The 16,722-nt window shown below is 40.1% G+C and carries 16 protein-coding genes; 4 read left to right on the top strand and 12 right to left on the bottom strand.

All coding sequences use genetic code 11. The features are described 5' to 3' along the window. Positions 1 to 157: 157 nt before the first annotated feature. The gene (locus Q4575_RS02945) at positions 158 to 4,360 is read right to left on the bottom strand and encodes an Ig-like domain-containing protein (protein ID WP_303521280.1); all 4,203 of its coding nucleotides are present in this window, start codon (positions 4,358 to 4,360) and stop codon (positions 158 to 160) included. Positions 4,361 to 4,566: 206 nt separating this feature from the next. Here Q4575_RS02945 and Q4575_RS02950 point away from each other — a divergent pair, with 206 nt between their 5' ends. Beyond that, entirely contained in the window at positions 4,567 to 5,913 is a 1,347-nt protein-coding gene (locus Q4575_RS02950; protein WP_303521282.1) for a dicarboxylate/amino acid:cation symporter, read from the top strand. 130 nt (positions 5,914 to 6,043) lie between these two features. Here the strand turns inward: Q4575_RS02950 and Q4575_RS02955 are convergent, their stop codons facing one another. After that, positions 6,044 to 6,433, bottom strand: a complete 390-nt coding sequence (locus Q4575_RS02955) for a DUF3192 domain-containing protein (RefSeq protein WP_215962094.1) — start codon at positions 6,431 to 6,433, stop codon at positions 6,044 to 6,046. Positions 6,434 to 6,607: 174 nt separating this feature from the next. On the opposite strand from Q4575_RS02955, the gene Q4575_RS02960 reads away from it, so the two are divergent. Beyond that, complete coding sequence (locus tag Q4575_RS02960) at positions 6,608 to 6,889, top strand: hypothetical protein (protein WP_303521283.1); 282 nt, start codon at positions 6,608 to 6,610, stop codon at positions 6,887 to 6,889. 132 nt (positions 6,890 to 7,021) lie between these two features. On the opposite strand, the gene Q4575_RS02965 is transcribed toward Q4575_RS02960, so the two are convergent. Next, the gene (locus Q4575_RS02965; RefSeq protein WP_215962096.1) at positions 7,022 to 7,450 is read right to left on the bottom strand and encodes a DUF4124 domain-containing protein; all 429 of its coding nucleotides are present in this window, start codon (positions 7,448 to 7,450) and stop codon (positions 7,022 to 7,024) included. An 83-nt stretch (positions 7,451 to 7,533) separates the two neighbouring features. Here Q4575_RS02965 and pssA point away from each other — a divergent pair, with 83 nt between their 5' ends. Both pssA and Q4575_RS02975 read left to right on the top strand, forming a co-directional pair. Further along, on the top strand, positions 7,534 to 8,313 hold the full coding sequence (pssA, locus tag Q4575_RS02970) for a CDP-diacylglycerol--serine O-phosphatidyltransferase (protein WP_303521284.1): 780 nt from the start codon (positions 7,534 to 7,536) through the stop codon (positions 8,311 to 8,313). Between the two features lie 137 nt (positions 8,314 to 8,450). Continuing rightward, positions 8,451 to 9,242 (top strand): TIGR00266 family protein, encoded by a 792-nt coding sequence (locus Q4575_RS02975; RefSeq protein ID WP_215962098.1) that lies wholly within the window; start codon positions 8,451 to 8,453, stop codon positions 9,240 to 9,242. Between the two features lie 88 nt (positions 9,243 to 9,330). Here the strand turns inward: Q4575_RS02975 and Q4575_RS02980 are convergent, their stop codons facing one another. The 9 genes from Q4575_RS02980 to glyA form a co-directional block, all read right to left on the bottom strand. Then, entirely contained in the window at positions 9,331 to 9,819 is a 489-nt protein-coding gene (locus tag Q4575_RS02980; protein ID WP_215962099.1) for a phosphatidylglycerophosphatase A, read from the bottom strand. A 6-nt stretch (positions 9,820 to 9,825) separates the two neighbouring features. Beyond that, a complete protein-coding gene (gene thiL / locus Q4575_RS02985) occupies positions 9,826 to 10,797 on the bottom strand; it encodes a thiamine-phosphate kinase (protein ID WP_215962100.1) in 972 nt (323 codons plus the stop codon). 26 nt (positions 10,798 to 10,823) lie between these two features. Further along, positions 10,824 to 11,243 carry a transcription antitermination factor NusB gene (gene nusB / locus Q4575_RS02990; protein ID WP_215962101.1) on the bottom strand — a complete coding sequence of 140 codons (420 nt, stop codon included), beginning with the start codon at positions 11,241 to 11,243 and terminating at the stop codon, positions 10,824 to 10,826. Between the two features lie 9 nt (positions 11,244 to 11,252). Next, entirely contained in the window at positions 11,253 to 11,717 is a 465-nt protein-coding gene (gene ribE, locus Q4575_RS02995) for a 6,7-dimethyl-8-ribityllumazine synthase (RefSeq protein ID WP_215962102.1), read from the bottom strand. 96 nt (positions 11,718 to 11,813) lie between these two features. Beyond that, entirely contained in the window at positions 11,814 to 12,923 is a 1,110-nt protein-coding gene (gene ribBA / locus Q4575_RS03000) for a bifunctional 3,4-dihydroxy-2-butanone-4-phosphate synthase/GTP cyclohydrolase II (protein ID WP_215962103.1), read from the bottom strand. 19 nt (positions 12,924 to 12,942) lie between these two features. Continuing rightward, positions 12,943 to 13,587 (bottom strand): riboflavin synthase, encoded by a 645-nt coding sequence (locus Q4575_RS03005; protein WP_272179912.1) that lies wholly within the window; start codon positions 13,585 to 13,587, stop codon positions 12,943 to 12,945. 10 nt (positions 13,588 to 13,597) lie between these two features. Continuing rightward, positions 13,598 to 14,737 (bottom strand): bifunctional diaminohydroxyphosphoribosylaminopyrimidine deaminase/5-amino-6-(5-phosphoribosylamino)uracil reductase RibD, encoded by a 1,140-nt coding sequence (ribD, locus tag Q4575_RS03010; RefSeq protein ID WP_303521285.1) that lies wholly within the window; start codon positions 14,735 to 14,737, stop codon positions 13,598 to 13,600. An 11-nt stretch (positions 14,738 to 14,748) separates the two neighbouring features. Beyond that, positions 14,749 to 15,249: a transcriptional regulator NrdR gene (nrdR, locus tag Q4575_RS03015; protein WP_215962106.1), complete on the bottom strand. Its 501-nt coding sequence runs from the start codon at positions 15,247 to 15,249 to the stop codon at positions 14,749 to 14,751. A gap of 101 nt (positions 15,250 to 15,350) precedes the next feature. Then, on the bottom strand, positions 15,351 to 16,607 hold the full coding sequence (gene glyA / locus Q4575_RS03020; protein WP_215962107.1) for a serine hydroxymethyltransferase: 1,257 nt from the start codon (positions 16,605 to 16,607) through the stop codon (positions 15,351 to 15,353). Between the last annotated feature and the right edge of the window lie 115 nt (positions 16,608 to 16,722).

A 16,722-nucleotide genomic window follows, 5' to 3' on the forward strand; every position in this document is an offset into this window, starting at 1 on the left:
GTTAATTTGTTAATTTGTTAATTTGTTAATTTGTTAATTTGTTAATTTGTTAATTTGTTAATTTGTTAATTTGTTAATTTGTTAAAACAATAAAGTCACAAACAAAAAAATCCCTGCAACTGCAGGGATTTTTATTTGTAAAAACGTTGTCCAACTTTTAATTGACCGTGGAGCAAACTCCATCACTACCAAACAAATTAGGTGTCGGAGGTGAATCCTCGTTTGTCACATCGCCAGATGAATAAGGTAATACAAGCGGAACGGCTTGCATATATTCGGTCCCACCCACTTTCGCTTTGACGACCAAATTAATCTTAACCCAAGCACCATAGCTTTCTGCGTAGCGGATGTTGACGGTCGTTGCACCGTTTTCATCAGTAATTAGATCCCCTAAAACGGTAACAACATTACCAGGCTCAAGAGTACCATTTTGATTTCTATCTTCTGTAATACCATTGGTGTCAGAAATACCGTCGTGATTAAAATCATGTTCAACAACATCTAAATTTCCATCGCCGTCGATATCTTCAAAAAGTCCAACTTCAATTCCTTCAATTTTTTCATTTCCATCGAGATCTCGTCCAGCAATACCATCATAATAGTCTGGGTAGGTGTCTAGATAACCATCGCCATCTTTGTCTTCCGCTCCATCCGGCACACCATCGCCATCTAAATCAAGAATACCGTCCAATTTGCCATCACCATCGACATCTTCATTAACTCGATCAAAACGACCATCACCGTGATTACCGCCATTATTTACGTGAGCAATAGCATCTGCCAATGTTGCAGTAGTCGCTTCGTTAATATCAATATCATAATCCTGATGGCCTGCATCGCCTGTCACTCGTTTAGTATCCAGATCTTCAGTTAAATCCAACAATCCGTCGTTGTCTCGATCTTCACCGTCATCAAGTTTACCGTTACAGTTTACATCTTCGCCTGTATCTAAATTACCATCGTTGTTCAAATCGATATTACGGGCATCATCTAATGAACATACCCCTGCAACATATTCGTAAAATAAATCATGGTTATTATCGCCATCAATATCTTCATCGACGTCAATGTTAAGGTCTCCATCAAGATCTTCGGCAATATCCAACACTCGGTCACCATCAACATCTTCGTTAAATGTATCTAAACGACCATCACCGTCTATATCTTCTTTATACAGATCAAATTTGCCATCACCATCAATGTCTTCAATCTGATCTAAATAGCCATCTCGGTCAATATCTTCATTTGGACACTCTCCAGCAGCAAACGGAACGTACTTATCAAACTCCCCTTCATCATTATATGCAATTGCCCAAAAACCTTCGATATATGACTCCGGTACAGCCGAAACCGATAGTTCGACCCCTTCTACAGGATTAGACTCAACATCAGTTACAATAACCGAGAATGACTTTTGATATTCTATATCACTAGCTGAATCCAAAGTATTGCCAGCACCGACCGCAATAAACAACTCTCTATCAGCGACAGTGAGTTTAACCTCATCGTGAACACAACTATCACTTTCTTCGCAGTGAAAAATATCATTTCTACGATTTTGGTCAGTAATATCATTCGGCTCAGTTAATACATTTAAGCAATCCCCAGAATCTTTGGCAACATCCGTACATGCCGCGACCACCACGCCGTCCAGCGCAGAGATACCATTTGAGGTATATACCGTTGTTGCAAGTCCATTGCTGTCTGTAATATCAGACTGTCTTGAAATCGACCCATTACTCACATCATAAAGCGTAAAGTTAACGATTTTATTTTTAACAAAGTTACCTAAGTCATCTACAACAACAGCACTAACCGTCGATTTTTGACCATTTGGACCTAATGAGAATGGCGAAGCCTGAACTTGCAATAAGTGCGCGATTTCAGCCACAAACTCCACATTAAAACTCGCTGATAATCCGTCAGCTTTTGCCGTTATAATAGCAGGGCCGGCGTCAGTAGAAGTCATATTAACGCAAATTTGACCAGACGCATTTGTCGTATTAGATGCAGTTGTATCGTCTGCACAATCAACTGCGACTATATTACCGCGTGTTGAAGAAAACAAAACGTTGCCTACATTTGGCACATCATCTTTCTGCCAAGTTAGGGTTAATTGCCCACCACTAAGAGGAACTTCATTCGTACTGTTATTTGCAACATACGCGGCGCCATCAAATACTTTCAAATCTGAAATGACAAAACTATCTGGCGATACCGACAATGCAAGCTGTCCTGACTCGCCAAGTGCCTCTGCCGTTAACGTATCTAAACCACTATTATCTGCCGTCAATCTAAATGTCGCACTACCTGTAGAGTCAGTCGTGACATATTGGCTAACGGTTCCGTCCGCATTGTCTATTTGATTTAAAACGTTGCCGTCACTTTTAGTAAACGTATTACCAGCTTGTGAACTAATTATAATGTTTCGTTGTGCTATGCCATTCCCGTCTGAGTCAAGCATAACTACCGTCATATCTACTGTGTCACCAGTAACGATAGAGTTATTGCCAACAATTTTAATTGTAGTGCCTGATACTTCAATTGTGACTGACGCACTTTTATCGCCAACAAAAGCTGAAGCACTGATGGTTCGAGATTCTGGGTTATTTAATGTTTTTAATAATGCGGTTGCCACACCGTTCGCTGCCGTACTAGGCTCGGTTACCTGGATAACCCCAGTATCCGAACTAAAGGAAACTTGAATATCTTCCATCAAGTTGTTTTGACGATCTTTAACTAACGCTAATAATTCAATTACATCTGAACCAGAAGAAGCTAATTGCACACTACTAGCCAACAACTCAATACTACCAATTTCTTTTACCGGCTCTTGATTACCGTCACCCAATGACTCAAAAGCAATAAGTGATGTCTTACCGTCATCAAAAGTCACTTGAATATAACCGGCTCCACTTACGTCTGTGGCGATTAAGTTGATAGACGCAAAACCATTGCTGTCTGTTAAATCTGAACCTAAGTCATTACTTAACGTTGCCAATCGATTTGCATCACCAACAAGGCTAATTGTTACTAAGCTACGTGAAATAGGAGTGCCATCCGCTTGCGCCAGCTTTATTAAGATTGTTCCCGGTTGAGCAGATGAAATCGTTGTTATACTCGACACTGATACACCCGCATATAACTCATACGTTGTACTAGAAGGAATTAAAAAGACACCGTAACTGATTTCATCACTACCTGAATTAATTACACCTAGTGACGTAAAACCTAAATTAACTTTATTTACGGAGATATTGGATGCCGGTACATCTACGGTTATTGTTCCCGTCCCTGCTACATTTGCACCTGTGAGTGTTATAGTGGCGACACCTTGATCGTTCGTCGTAATACTCGTACCTGACAATGAGGCAAAGTTATTATTAGTCGAAGTAAATGTGACGACCTCACCCGCAAGAGCAACACCATTATTAGTTAACGTTGCATTTACGATCAGGTTTTCGCCAGAGGACAAAGTGGAATCAACTTCGTTATTAGTATTGACCATAGATACGATTAGACTGTAATTTGCCGCTTCACCTGAGTTACCTTGACCAATTGATTTAAAAGTAATTAGGGTTTCGACGCCATCATCGAAGACAACTTTTAGATAACCAGCCCCGCTTAATTCTGTTGCATTAATTTTAAAGAATGCAAAACCGTTATCATCTGTTAAATCTTTTCCAAGATCGTTACTTAAAGTTGCAATTTTTTCTGCATCGTCCACTAATTGCAATTCAACTAAACTATTTGAAATTGCATTCCCATCTGCATCTGAGTATTTAATTAGTAACGTTGCAGCTTGAGTCGTAGATATTGTGTTTAAAGAAGAGCTTGTGATATTTGCATAATCGGCATAAACCGTCGTGGCAGGAACCAAATAAACGTCGTGGTTAAACTCACCATTACGAACCGTTTCACGTCCTTCACTAGAAAAGTTAAGCGCAACATCTGCAACGTTTAGGGTTGAGTCATTTGCTGATACAGTAAGAACCCCTTCACCGGCTGTTACTAAACCAACAATTTCAATTTCGGCAATACCGTCACCGTCAGTAACTGCAGAGCTGCTCGACAAAGAAGCTAATAAACTGTTAGAGCTGCTGAAGTTAATTGTTTTTCCGGAAACTACTTCACCACTGTTCGTTAGTGTCGCTCGAACAATGAGTGTCGACCCCTCAGTCAAATTTGAATTTGCAGTTTCAGATGAAGTGATTAATGTCGCCACTAACGTATAATCATCAGTCGTTGTTTCATCAGTGTCGTCTATAATATCGCCACCGCCTGAACAAGCAGCCCCAACCAACGAAAATAATCCAATCAAAAATAATTTTGAAAGGCGCTTGAATAAGGTGGGTACCATGCAACTTCTCCCTAAAGTCAAAAACTATACAGTTATGTGGTTTTCACACACGTTAGGTGTACGTTAATAAATATCAAATTATTTAACAAACCTTTTCTTCAAAAATTAGGTGTTATTTCCAGTAATGACAAGGTTTTATGATGAATTCAACAGAAAAATAGGTATATACTTATGTTTATATAAAATAACGATAAGAACTAATAGTAATGTCAACGAACTCTTCAAATCGAAAACTCGGGCTCACAGCTCGCATATTAATAGGTTTATTTGCCGGTATCGGTACTGGTCTTTTGTTAAAACTCATTTTTGGTGAACAGGGTGATTTAATTATCCCATTGGGCTTTACCTCTCTATCGATCAAATCGCTTTTTGTCGATGGATTATTCCATGTCGGTGGAAGTGTTTTTGTCTCAAGTTTAAAAATGATTGTCGTGCCTTTGGTTTTTGTTTCCTTGGTAGTGGGCACCTGTTCATTAAATGACGCCAGCAAATTGGCTAGATTAGGCGGCAAGTCTATTTCTATGTATCTACTAACAACGGCAATTGCCATTACGCTAGCAATATTGTTTGCGTTATTTGTCGGGCCAGGCACTGGCGTAGATATTCCAACAAACCAAGTATTTGAAGCCAAACAAGCCCCAGGGTTTGCTCAAGTCCTGATCGACATGTTCCCAACCAACCCATTTAAATCAATGGCCGAAGGCAAGATGTTGCAGGTTATTGTTTTTGCGCTTTTATTTGGTGTCGCTATGGCACTATCTGGAAAACCGGGTGAGCGACTCGCAAGTGTTTTTTCAGACTTAAACACCGTAATTATGCGACTCGTTGTTATCTTAATGAACTTAGCACCGTACGGTGTGTTCTGTCTTTTAGCTAAGCTATTCACAACACTTGATGGTGGCACCATATTTAGCCTTATAAAATATTTTGCACTCGTTATATTTGTTTTATTACTGCACGGGTTTGTAGTTTACGGTTCACTATTAAAACTGTTCACAGGCTTGAGCCCGGTTATCTTTTTCAAAAAAATGCGCGATGCAGCGTTATTTGCATTTAGTACATCGAGTTCAGGTGCAACGTTGCCGGTAACAATGGAAACAGCCACCAAAAAGTTGGGAGTTAAAAATTCAATCGCTTCTTTCACCTTGCCAATGGGCGCCACATTAAACATGGATGGCACAGCAATTATGCAAGGTGTAGCAACCGTCTTTATTGCTCAAGTATTTGGAGTCGACTTGTCTATCTCTGATTACCTAATGGTCATTCTCACCGCAACACTAGCTTCAATCGGTACAGCTGCAGTGCCAGGTGTTGGCCTCATTATGCTAGCTATGGTTCTGCAACAAGTTAACTTGCCAGTTGAAGGCATAGCATTGATTATCGGTGTTGACCGTTTATTGGATATGACACGCACCGCTGTTAACGTTACGGGCGACTGTATGGTGAGTTGTGTTGTCGCAAAATCAGAGAAAGAACTTGATGTTGATATGTTTAATGACGTTAACGCAGGCATCGATATGGAAAATGTCGACATCCATAATTTGAAAAGTTAATAATTGAGATAAGTTTTTTCTTTATCTATTCCGCCTGAAATTTTTTTACACTTTTGGATTGGGAAAATTTAACATTAAAAAAGGGCCATTTGAATTGGCCCTTTTTATATTTTAGATCGTAACTTTACTACTACAGCTTGTGGTAGGCTTTTTGACCCCAAGAAGTCAACAATCCATCGACAAAAATAAGTGGTGTGCATTCATCCTTTGTTGTCTCACCATCAGAGTGTTGGTGATTTGTCCGGTAGAATATAACCTGTACTTCTTTGCCTTCACTTTTAAACGCTTCGTTAAACTCAGGTGTTCCCATCAACTCACGTACATTGGAATAAGTCGCACCAACTTTTAGATCAGCAATTTTTTGTTTATTAATACGTTGCTCTTTTTTCCAAGAGCTTGTTCGGTCTGAACTTCCTATCCAATCAGCTTCACGACCTTCATCGGTAGAAACAATAATGCAGCCAGTAAGAGAAAATGTTAGGGGAATTGCGATAAGAGCCATTTTAAAAGTACGGTTCATGATAACCTCGTCGTTGTTGTAAATTATGTTATATAATATTTTGCAAAGAATAAGGCAAGTTGAGTTCCAATGTTACTAACTTATTGTTTTAATTAGCAATAAATAACAAAGGCTTGATTTTCGCCCGTTTTGAAGTCGTCAAATAAAACAAATTATAGTGAGAATAACTAAATAATGAGTAGCTCCGAGATCGCCCGTATTTGTGCCAAGCTTGTAGCCGATGGTAAAGAGCCAACGGTCGCTTTAATAAAAGGGAAGCTGTCGACCAAAACAGCATTACCACTAATTATTGATGGCCTAAAGCGTTGGAAAAATAATCCAAACGCCTCACTAGAGCCAGAAACAACTGAACAGAAACAGCAACAACCAATAAGTTTGGACCAAAGAGTTAGCGACTTAGAAGCATTGGTTGGGCAATTAACAAATGAAATTAGTGAACTGAAGAAACGGCTTTAATTGTAGAATAAGTTTTAAATTTAAGCTTATTAAGTTATGCGCGATTGTCTCGATCGAGGATGCTGGAAAGGTCTATACTGCCAAGTGTATTTCGAATAACACTTGGCATTAAATGAGGTTTGGCTTTTTACGCTATTCGTTACAAAAAAGTTCGACTTGGCGCATTGCCAATCGTCTTTGTTCCATTACATCTTTTTTGTCTAAAACTGTAGGTTGGCCTGCTTCATTAAGCACCCGAACATTTTTAAATGTTTCTAACACATTGAGGTTATGTTTGGCCTTTTTACAATATTCATTCGCTTTTTCATTTAATTCTTGCACAACATTATCGTCAACTTGTTTTCGACCTAAAGTCGATAAGTTGTAATCGACTTTGCCACTTTTACCACCAACGACTCTATCGCCTTCAATCTCTAGCTCGACATAGTCATCTTGAGACGGGCGATATTCACTAAATGTAACGACACCATTCTTATCAACCCACTTGTAAACCTTTATTTTACTGGCGTTGGCTTGATTAGCAACGACCATCAAAATGGCGATTGCAATTAAATTCTTCATCAAGTCTCCCCTTTTTTGTTTCTTTGCTCTATGGTATTTAACTGTTATATCCTGATTTTAATAGAAAATAAAAAGAAAACTACATGAGCCTTCAAAAAAATCAAAATCAAAACACGAATCGTGGCATTTATTTACTGCCAAACTTATTAACAACCGCCGGACTTTTTTCCGGTTTTTACGCCATTATTGCGTCGATAAACGGCGCATTTGAACCGGCAACCATCGCAATTTTTGTCGCCATGATATTCGATGGGCTTGACGGCCGAGTCGCTCGAATTACCAATACACAAAGTGCTTTTGGTGCTGAATATGACTCTATGGCCGACATTGTATCATTTGGTGTGGCACCTGCACTACTTGCTTTTAGTTGGGCATTGTCTAGCTTAGGTAAATTGGGTTGGTTAGCAGCCTTTATCTATGTTGCCTGCGCAGCTCTTCGACTAGCACGTTTTAATGTACAAACTTCCACCGCAGATAAGCGCTATTTCCAGGGACTTGCATCTCCGGCCGCCGCGGCTCTAGTTGCCGCAACAGTTTGGGCCGGGGTTGATTTTAATATTGATGGGCATGAGTACAATATTGTAATGGCTATACTCATGGCGTTATCCGGTTTATTAATGGTAAGTAATTTTAGATACAGTTCGTTTAAAAGTATCGAATGGAAAGGTAAAGTTTCTTTTATCATGATCCTCGCTGTCGTTTTAATATTTGTTTTTGTTGCGGCTCAACCAGCTCAAGTATTATTCGCTGTATTTTTGGGATATGCATTGTCGGGGCCAATAACGACGTTTAAAGTCGAAAAAGAAATTAAATTGGAACACGTCATTGGTGACGATTCAGATGCAGATTTTGATGATAAATGAACGGTATAAATACATTGGTTCAAAAGTTTAAACACGATAGTTTATTTTACTAATACTCAAAGAACGATTTTTAGAGCAACTCAAATTAGAGCGACTCGTTTGTGGCAAAGCAAATAAAATTGATAAGGACTAAATAAATGAAATGCGACGAAATTGATTACGAAATCATTGGTGAAAGCATGCAGATGGTTGAAGTAGAACTTGACCCGTCAGAGGCTGTTATCGCCGAAGCTGGCGCAATGAACTATATGGAAGATGACATTGAATTTGAAGCCCGTATGGGGGATGGTTCAAACGTTGACCAGGGTTTTATGGGGAAATTATTTAGCGCCGGCAAACGAATGATCACTGGTGAGTCCCTCTTTATGACTCATTTCACTAACCGAGGAAATAGTAAACGTCGATTAACCTTTGCTGCACCTTACCCTGGGTCAATTATCGCTTTAGATTTAGCAACGCTCGGAAATGAAGTCATTTGTCAGAAGGATTCATTTTTGTGCGCCGCAATGGGAACAAAAGTTGATATTGCATTTAATAAAAAGCTTGGCAGTGGATTTTTTGGTGGTGAAGGATTTATTCTTGAGAGGCTCGTAGGCGACGGAATGGCATTTGTTCATGCTGGCGGAACAGTTGTAGAGAAGAAATTGAATGGCGAGACGTTAAGGCTCGATACGGGCTGTTTAGTGGCAATGGCTGGAGATATAGATTACGACATTCAAATGGTTAAAGGTTTTAGAAGTATGTTTTTTGGTGGCGAAGGATTATTTCTTACAACGATAAGCGGCCACGGTAGCGTATGGATCCAAAGCTTACCATTCTCGAGATTGGCTGACCGCATAATCCAACATGCGCCATCGGTAGGCGGCAAACGTCAAGGTGAAGGTTCTGTTTTAGGTTCGATTGGTGGGTTAATAGACGGCGACAGATAAAACGTTTTATTGAATCGTTGTCGCGTCTTAATATATGTTGAGGGTTTTAATGAAAGGCTAGGAGCTTCTGCTTCTGGCCTTTTTTAATTTACAAAGGCAATGTCGCCAGAGTTGGCAACAATAAATATAAACATAATCCAGCAAATAGACCTGCAACAACATCATCAATCATGATCCCTAGACCACCATGCACGTATTTGTCTAAATAAGATATTGGCCAAGGTTTAACAATATCAAAAAACCGAAACAAGACAAAACCCGCAAGCACATTTACGAAACTAAATGGCACAAAACACATCGTGATAAAGAAACCAGCAAACTCGTCCCAAACAATCGCTTTATGATCGTGGACACCAATATCTTCAGCGGCCTGTCCACATATTTTTGGACCAACCAAACAAACGAGTGCGGTAAAAATAAAAAACCAAATAGATGGGCTATAAACAAACATCAAATAAAACGGGATCGCTGCAATTGTGCCAAATGTTCCCGGCGCAAATGGCGCTAGACCACTACCAAAACCGGTAGCCAGTAAGTGCCATTTATTACATAGATTAAATTGCGCAGGTTTTGTCATTGTGTGTTACTCATTGCCAAAATGTTGATAACCCGATGTTATAACGTCAGTATAACACTCGCCATTTTTCAGCATTTTTATGCCTTGCCCTGACTTTCTAATTTGACCAACTTTAGTAAATTTAATTCCCATTGCCGTCGCATTTTGTTCGATATAACCTTTCTTTTCTTCAGGCACGGTGAATATCAACTCGTAATCTTCTCCACCCGTCAACGCTAATCTTTCAGCTTCTAAACGGTCAACTGACGCTAAAACGTTTTCATCAATCGGCAATTTATCGATATACAATTCAGCACTCATATTCGACGCCGTTAATATATGTTGAAGGTCCTGTAAAAAACCATCCGATACATCAATTGCTGAAGTTGCTGCGTGTCGTAAAACTTGACCTGCCGCTAAACGAGCAGATGGAAAATTAAATCGCTGTTCAATGTTTCTTAAATAAGGGTTATCGAGTTTAAAACCGTCAATTTTTGATTTAACAGCAAGTGCCGAAGCTCCCAATTGCCCAGTAACACAAATCCAATCACCTGCTTTCGCGCCACTGCGCTTCAACGCTTTTTCTTCCGTCACGAATCCTTTCAAACTAATGGTAACTGAGAGCGGTCCGCGGGTCGTATCGCCGCCAATGATCTGCACATTATAGTAATCCGCAATTTCAAATAGGCCGTCGGAAAAACCTTGCAGCCATTCTTCATTAATTTCAGGGATTGTTAAAGCAACTGATGCCCAAGCGGGTTCTGCGCCCATAGCAGCAAAATCGCTTAGATTTACTGCTAATGCGCGATGGCCAATTGAACGAGGAGATGAGTCTGGAAAAAAATGTACATTTTCAACCATAGTATCTGTCGCCACAACCAATAATTGGTCCTGTGGTACTTTTGTCAAAGCCGCGTCGTCGCCAACACCTAAAATCACGTCCTTGCGCTTAGGCCCACGCCCAGCGAAATAGGTTTGAATTAATTCAAACTCTTTCATATTTTGCCTATAGAGGTAAAGTATTTTTACTGCAGTGGGATCCGCAAGTCTTTAACAGCTTTGTCTAACACACCATTCACAAATTTATGACTGTCATCTGCGCCGAACTTTTTCGCCAGCTCAATGCCTTCATTAATTGCAACTTTATACGGTACGTCGATGCGAAATTTTAATTCAAATGCAGTTAAACGCAAAATTGCACGTTCAATATGATCTACATCGTCATAAGGTCGTTCAGTATACGGCGTTAACGCTGTATCGAGTTCTTTATAATGTCCTGCAACACCGCGTAGTAATTCTCTAAAAAATTCCACGTCAATTTTACTTACATCATTATCTAACAACATTTGTTGTTCAATGTCGCTGATATGATTTTGGCTCATCTGCCAGGAATAAATTGCCTGTACTGCCAATGCTCTTGCTTTTCTACGCGCTGCTGGTTTCATCGTCAATACCTAAAGCTGTGCCATTACATTAACCATTTCCAATGCACCTAAAGCCGCTTCAGCGCCTTTATTTCCTGCTTTGGTTCCTGAACGCTCAATTGCTTGCTCTATTGTATCCGTTGTAATAACACCAAATGCAACTGGGATATCAAACTCTAACGATACATTAGCTAATCCTTTGTTACATTCGCCTGCAACAAAATCAAAATGAGGTGTGCCGCCACGAATTACCGCGCCAATTGCGATTATCGCTTCATACTGACCTGATTTTGCAATCTTTTTAGCGGCCAAAGGCAACTCATATGCACCTGGTACATAAACAATGGTGATATCGTCTTGATTGACTTCACCATGACGCTCTAATGCGTCAACCGCGCCTTCCAATAAGCTGTCTACAACAAAATGGTTGAAACGAGAAACAACAATTGCGAATTTTTTGCCAGTGGCTCGGAAGTTACCTTCAACGACGTTCATTCAAAAACCTTTCTTTAAATAAAATGGATGATAAAAATTTTGCGCGATAATACCACAAGATTTTAATAGTTGTTAGGCCAAGTTGTTTGCTCAGCCCTACTCACTTACATATTCTGTTACTTCTAAACCGAAGCCAGACAGTGCATGATAATTTTTAGGTGAGCTTAATAAACGCATTTTAGTTACACCTAATTGAGCCAATATTTGACTACCAATACCGACATTACGAGACGTACCCTGCCATTTTGCCGGCGCTTGATGTTGACCCGAGTCTTCAGCTTCAAATCGTTTCACTAAATTAATCAGATCTGACGTTTGTTCCTGTTTCCCTAAAAGCACAAAAACGCCACCGACTTCAGCAATTCGGCTTAACCCGTCATCGATAGAAAAGCTGCGGTTCACAGAGCGGTCAGAACCAAGTAAATCAGAAAAGGTGTTCTGTAAATGCACGCGAACAAGTGGTTGTTCAAGTTTAGCTAAATCACCTTTTACTAACGCAAAATGAACTTGTCCATCTATCGTATCTTTAAATGTATGTAAATCAAAATCACCATGTTGAGTTGGTAACTTACATTGTGCAACAAGCTCGACCGTTGTTTCGTTATGATTTCTGTATTCTATTAAATCGGCGATAGTGCCAATTTTTAAATCGTGCTTCTTAGCAAAGATTTCTAAATCTGGGCGACGCGCCATTGAGCCATCATCATTAAGTATTTCAACAATAACACCTGCGTCAGTTCTACCTGCTAAACGGGCTAAATCGACTGCTGCTTCAGTGTGGCCTGCACGTGTTAAAACACCGCCTTTTTTTGCCACTAACGGAAAAATATGCCCTGGTTGAACGATATCGGCCGCGACCGCATCTTTTGCAACGGCAGCTTGAATGGTTCTGGCTCGGTCTGCCGCACTTATCCCTGTTGTCACTCCCTCAGCCGCTTCAATAGAAACCGTAAAGTTAGTGGCAAATTGGGCATTATTATTATCGACCATTAACGTAAGATTTAGTGCTTCTGCACGTTCAATTGTCATCGGTAAGCAAACTAATCCACGAGCATGCGTTACCATGAAATTAATATGCTCAGGTGTTAGCATATCCGCGGCCATAATAAGGTCACCTTCATTTTCGCGGTCTTCATCGTCCATCAAAATCACCATTTTTCCATGGCGGATGTCTTCGATTATCTCTTCTGGCGTATTCAATTTCATTTTACAGACCCACTAATTCTTATTTCAAAAAGCCACTGCGCGCGAGCAGTGACATAGATACGCCTTCATTAGAAGACGGATTTGCCAATTTTTCTAGATATCTGGCTATGATATCAATTTCAATGTTAACAGACGAGCCTGTAACCGCATTTGAAAGTGTCGTTTGCGATGCCGTATGTGGCACAACTGTCAATTTAAATTGACCCGCTTCTACGTTGTTTATGGTCAAGCTGATGCCATCGACTGTAATCGAACCTTTTGTAATGACATATTTTAATAAAGCTGCTGGGGCATTTATCCAAATGTCTTTGGCTCGTCCATTGTCAATTATCGCAGCGATCGTAGCAATACCATCGACATGCCCACTAACTATATGACCGCCAAAACGAGATGTTGCCAGCATGGCTTTTTCTAAATTAACTGCTTGCCCTATTTGGTAATGTCTAAAACCGCTGTTGGTGATCGTTTCATTTGAAACGTCGGCAACAAAACCATTTGATAATTTCTCAACAACCGTTAAACAAACGCCATTGGTAGCAATACTGTCACCTAATTTTACGTCAGACATATCCAAATCAGAACTTTCGATGGTGACTTTTAGATCTCCTCCCAGTTTAGACAAAGACTTTATTTTTCCTGTAGCTTCAATAATTCCGGTAAACACGTGCCCTACCTTAAATTGTATTAGACAATATGACTTTTAGATCCGAGCCAACGGTCATTGTTGACTGCACCTGTAGTTCTTTAACATCCACCATCGACTCAAATGGACCAATGGGTAATAATTCTTGTGCGCCCGCGCCCATTATTTTTGGGGCAATATAAACAACTAATTGATCAAATAAATCTTGTTCGATGAAACTTGCTGACAATCTGCCGCCTGCTTCTATCCACAAATTATTTATTTCGTTCGCGCCACACCAAGAGACAAGCTCAGATAAATGAAACCCGTCAACATCGTCGTAACTTATGACTAACTCAGTAACATAATCGACGTTGGAAAAGTCATTGGATTTCGATGGTCTAACAATAATCACGTCTGTTTTGCCGTCAAATAACGCTAATTGAGCAATTGATTTTGCAGTAATCCGATTTTTGCCATCTAATATGATCTTAATCGGCTGTCTAATTTCACCGTCGTATTGATCTAGTGGGTAATCAAAGTTCAATTGTTCACTACGTACGTTCAACTTGGCGTTATCACGGATAACGGAAACGGCAGAACTGAGTATGGCGCAACTCTGCGCTCGAAACGTTTGAACGTCACTGCGGGCTTTAGGCCCCGTAATCCACTTACTTTCGCCATTTTTCAATGCCGTTTTACCGTCTAATGACGAGGCTAATTTAACGCTGATAAACGGCCTGTTTTTTTCCATTCGGGATAAAAAACCTAAATTAAGCTGACGAGCTTGAGACTCTAATAAGCCGGTTTTGACTTTAATCCCTGCTTGTTCAAGCAGTGCAACCCCTTTTCCTGCCACTAAGGGGTTGGGATCTAACATAGCTATTACTACGGTTTTAATACCAGCTTCGATTAATTTTCTGGCACATGGTGGTGTTCGCCCAAAATGACTACAAGGCTCCAATGTTACATAGGCCGTTGCGCCTGAACTTTGTTCAATATCAAGATCAACTAAAGCATTTACTTCTGCATGGCCGGTGCCGGCTTTTTTATGCCACCCCTGGCCTAAAATTGTGTTGTTTTTGACAATAACACAACCAACATTAGGATTAGGTGTCGTTGTAAATCGACCTCTAGCCGCTAATTCAATGGCGAGTGTCATATATTGATGATCAGATTCTGTAAACAACATAGATCAAATTCTTATTCAAACAACTTGGATTGTCTGGTGGTGATTTCTTTTTTCTTATCAGCTTGTTGACCAATTTTGGCAATTTCTTCACCAAATTCTTTAATGTCTTCAAAAGAGCGATATACAGAGGCAAAACGAACATAGGCCACTTTATCGTATTGTACTAGTCCATCCATTATAAGATTACCAATAAACTCTGAACTAACTTCACGTTCACCCGTCATTCTAATTTCTTTTTTGATTGCCAATATAAGTTGGTCAATTTGTTCAGTACTCACAGGTCGCTTTTCTAGCGCCCGCAAAATACCGGCAGACATTTTGTCTTCATTAAATGGTTCACGTTTACCGTCTCGTTTTACCACTTTTGGCATAACAAGTTCGGCACCTTCAAAGGATGTAAAACGTTCGTTACATTGATTACACTCACGCCGACGCCTAACTTGAGAGCCGCCACCGACAAGTCGTGAATCTATTACCTTCGTTTCAGTTGCTGAGCAGAATGGGCAGTGCATAAAAAATGTCCGTAAACTAGTTAACTAAAAAAGCCGCGATAAACGCGGCTTTCGATCTTATCATAATTCTGCTAATGCTAGCGAGAACAAGATTTTACAGTTTAAGCATAAACAGGGAAACGTGCACAAAGTGCTTTGATTTGTTGCTTAACGTTTTCAATATTAGCATCATCTTCAATGTTGTCTAATACGTCACAAATTAAGTTAGTTAATTCAACCATTTCAGCTTCTTGCATACCACGACGCGTTACCGCAGGTGTACCTAAACGCAAACCAGAAGTCACAAACGGTGAACGTGGGTCATTTGGCACAGAGTTTTTGTTTACTGTGATAAATGCTTTTCCTAACGCAGCGTCTGCATCTTTACCTGTAATGTCTTTGTCGATTAGATCAACTAAGAATAGGTGATTTTGAGTGCCATTTGATACAATTTTGTATCCGCGTTCTTGCATGACTTCACACATTTTCTGAGCGTTTTTAACAACTTGTTGTTGGTAAACTTTAAACTCAGGTTGTAATGCTTCTTTAAATGCGACCGCTTTAGCAGCGATTACGTGACATAAAGGACCACCTTGACCACCTGGGAATACCGCACTGTTTAGTTTTTTATAAACGTCTGCGTCACCGCAGCCAGAAATAATTAAACCGCCACGAGGACCCGCTAGAGTTTTGTGTGTCGTAGTAGTAACAACATGAGCATGTGGAACAGGGTTTGGATATACGCCAGCTGCAATTAGACCAGCAACGTGCGCCATGTCAACAAACAAGTAAGCACCAATTTCATCCGCAATTTTGCGGAAACGAGCCCAATCAACAATACCAGAGTATGCAGAGAAGCCAGCAATGATCATCGCAGGTTTATGTTCACGTGCCAAAGATTCCATTTGCTCATAGTCAAGCAAACCAGTTTCTTCATTTAGTCCGTACTGGATAGCATTGTAGATTTTACCAGAAAAACTAACGCTAGAACCGTGAGTTAAGTGACCGCCGTGCGCTAAGCTCATACCAAGTACAGTATCACCTGGTTTAACTAAAGCTTGGAATACCGCAGAGTTTGCTTGTGATCCAGAGTGTGGCTGAACGTTTGCATAATCTGAACCGAATAGTTCGTTTGCACGGTCAATTGCTAATTGCTCAGAGATATCAACATACTCACAACCACCGTAGTAGCGTTTTTGCGGATAACCTTCAGCATATTTATTGGTTAACTGAGTGCCTTGAGCTTCCATAACTCGTGGACTTGCGTAGTTTTCAGACGCAATTAACTCAATGTGTTCTTCTTGACGAATTGTTTCTTGTTGAATTGACGCCCATAGTTCTGGATCGAAATCAGCGATGTTCATATCACGCGTTAACATATTTGCACCTCGGCACTCTGACTAAATTATTAAAAAAAGAAGGCCGTATAATACGCGTTTATTATGTAAAATCCTATATCAAATCTGCGTTAGTTAGTGAAATTTAGCATTAGAA

This window comes from Psychrosphaera sp. 1_MG-2023 (assembly GCF_030548245.1).
Taxonomy (GTDB): domain Bacteria; phylum Pseudomonadota; class Gammaproteobacteria; order Enterobacterales; family Alteromonadaceae; genus Psychrosphaera; species Psychrosphaera algicola.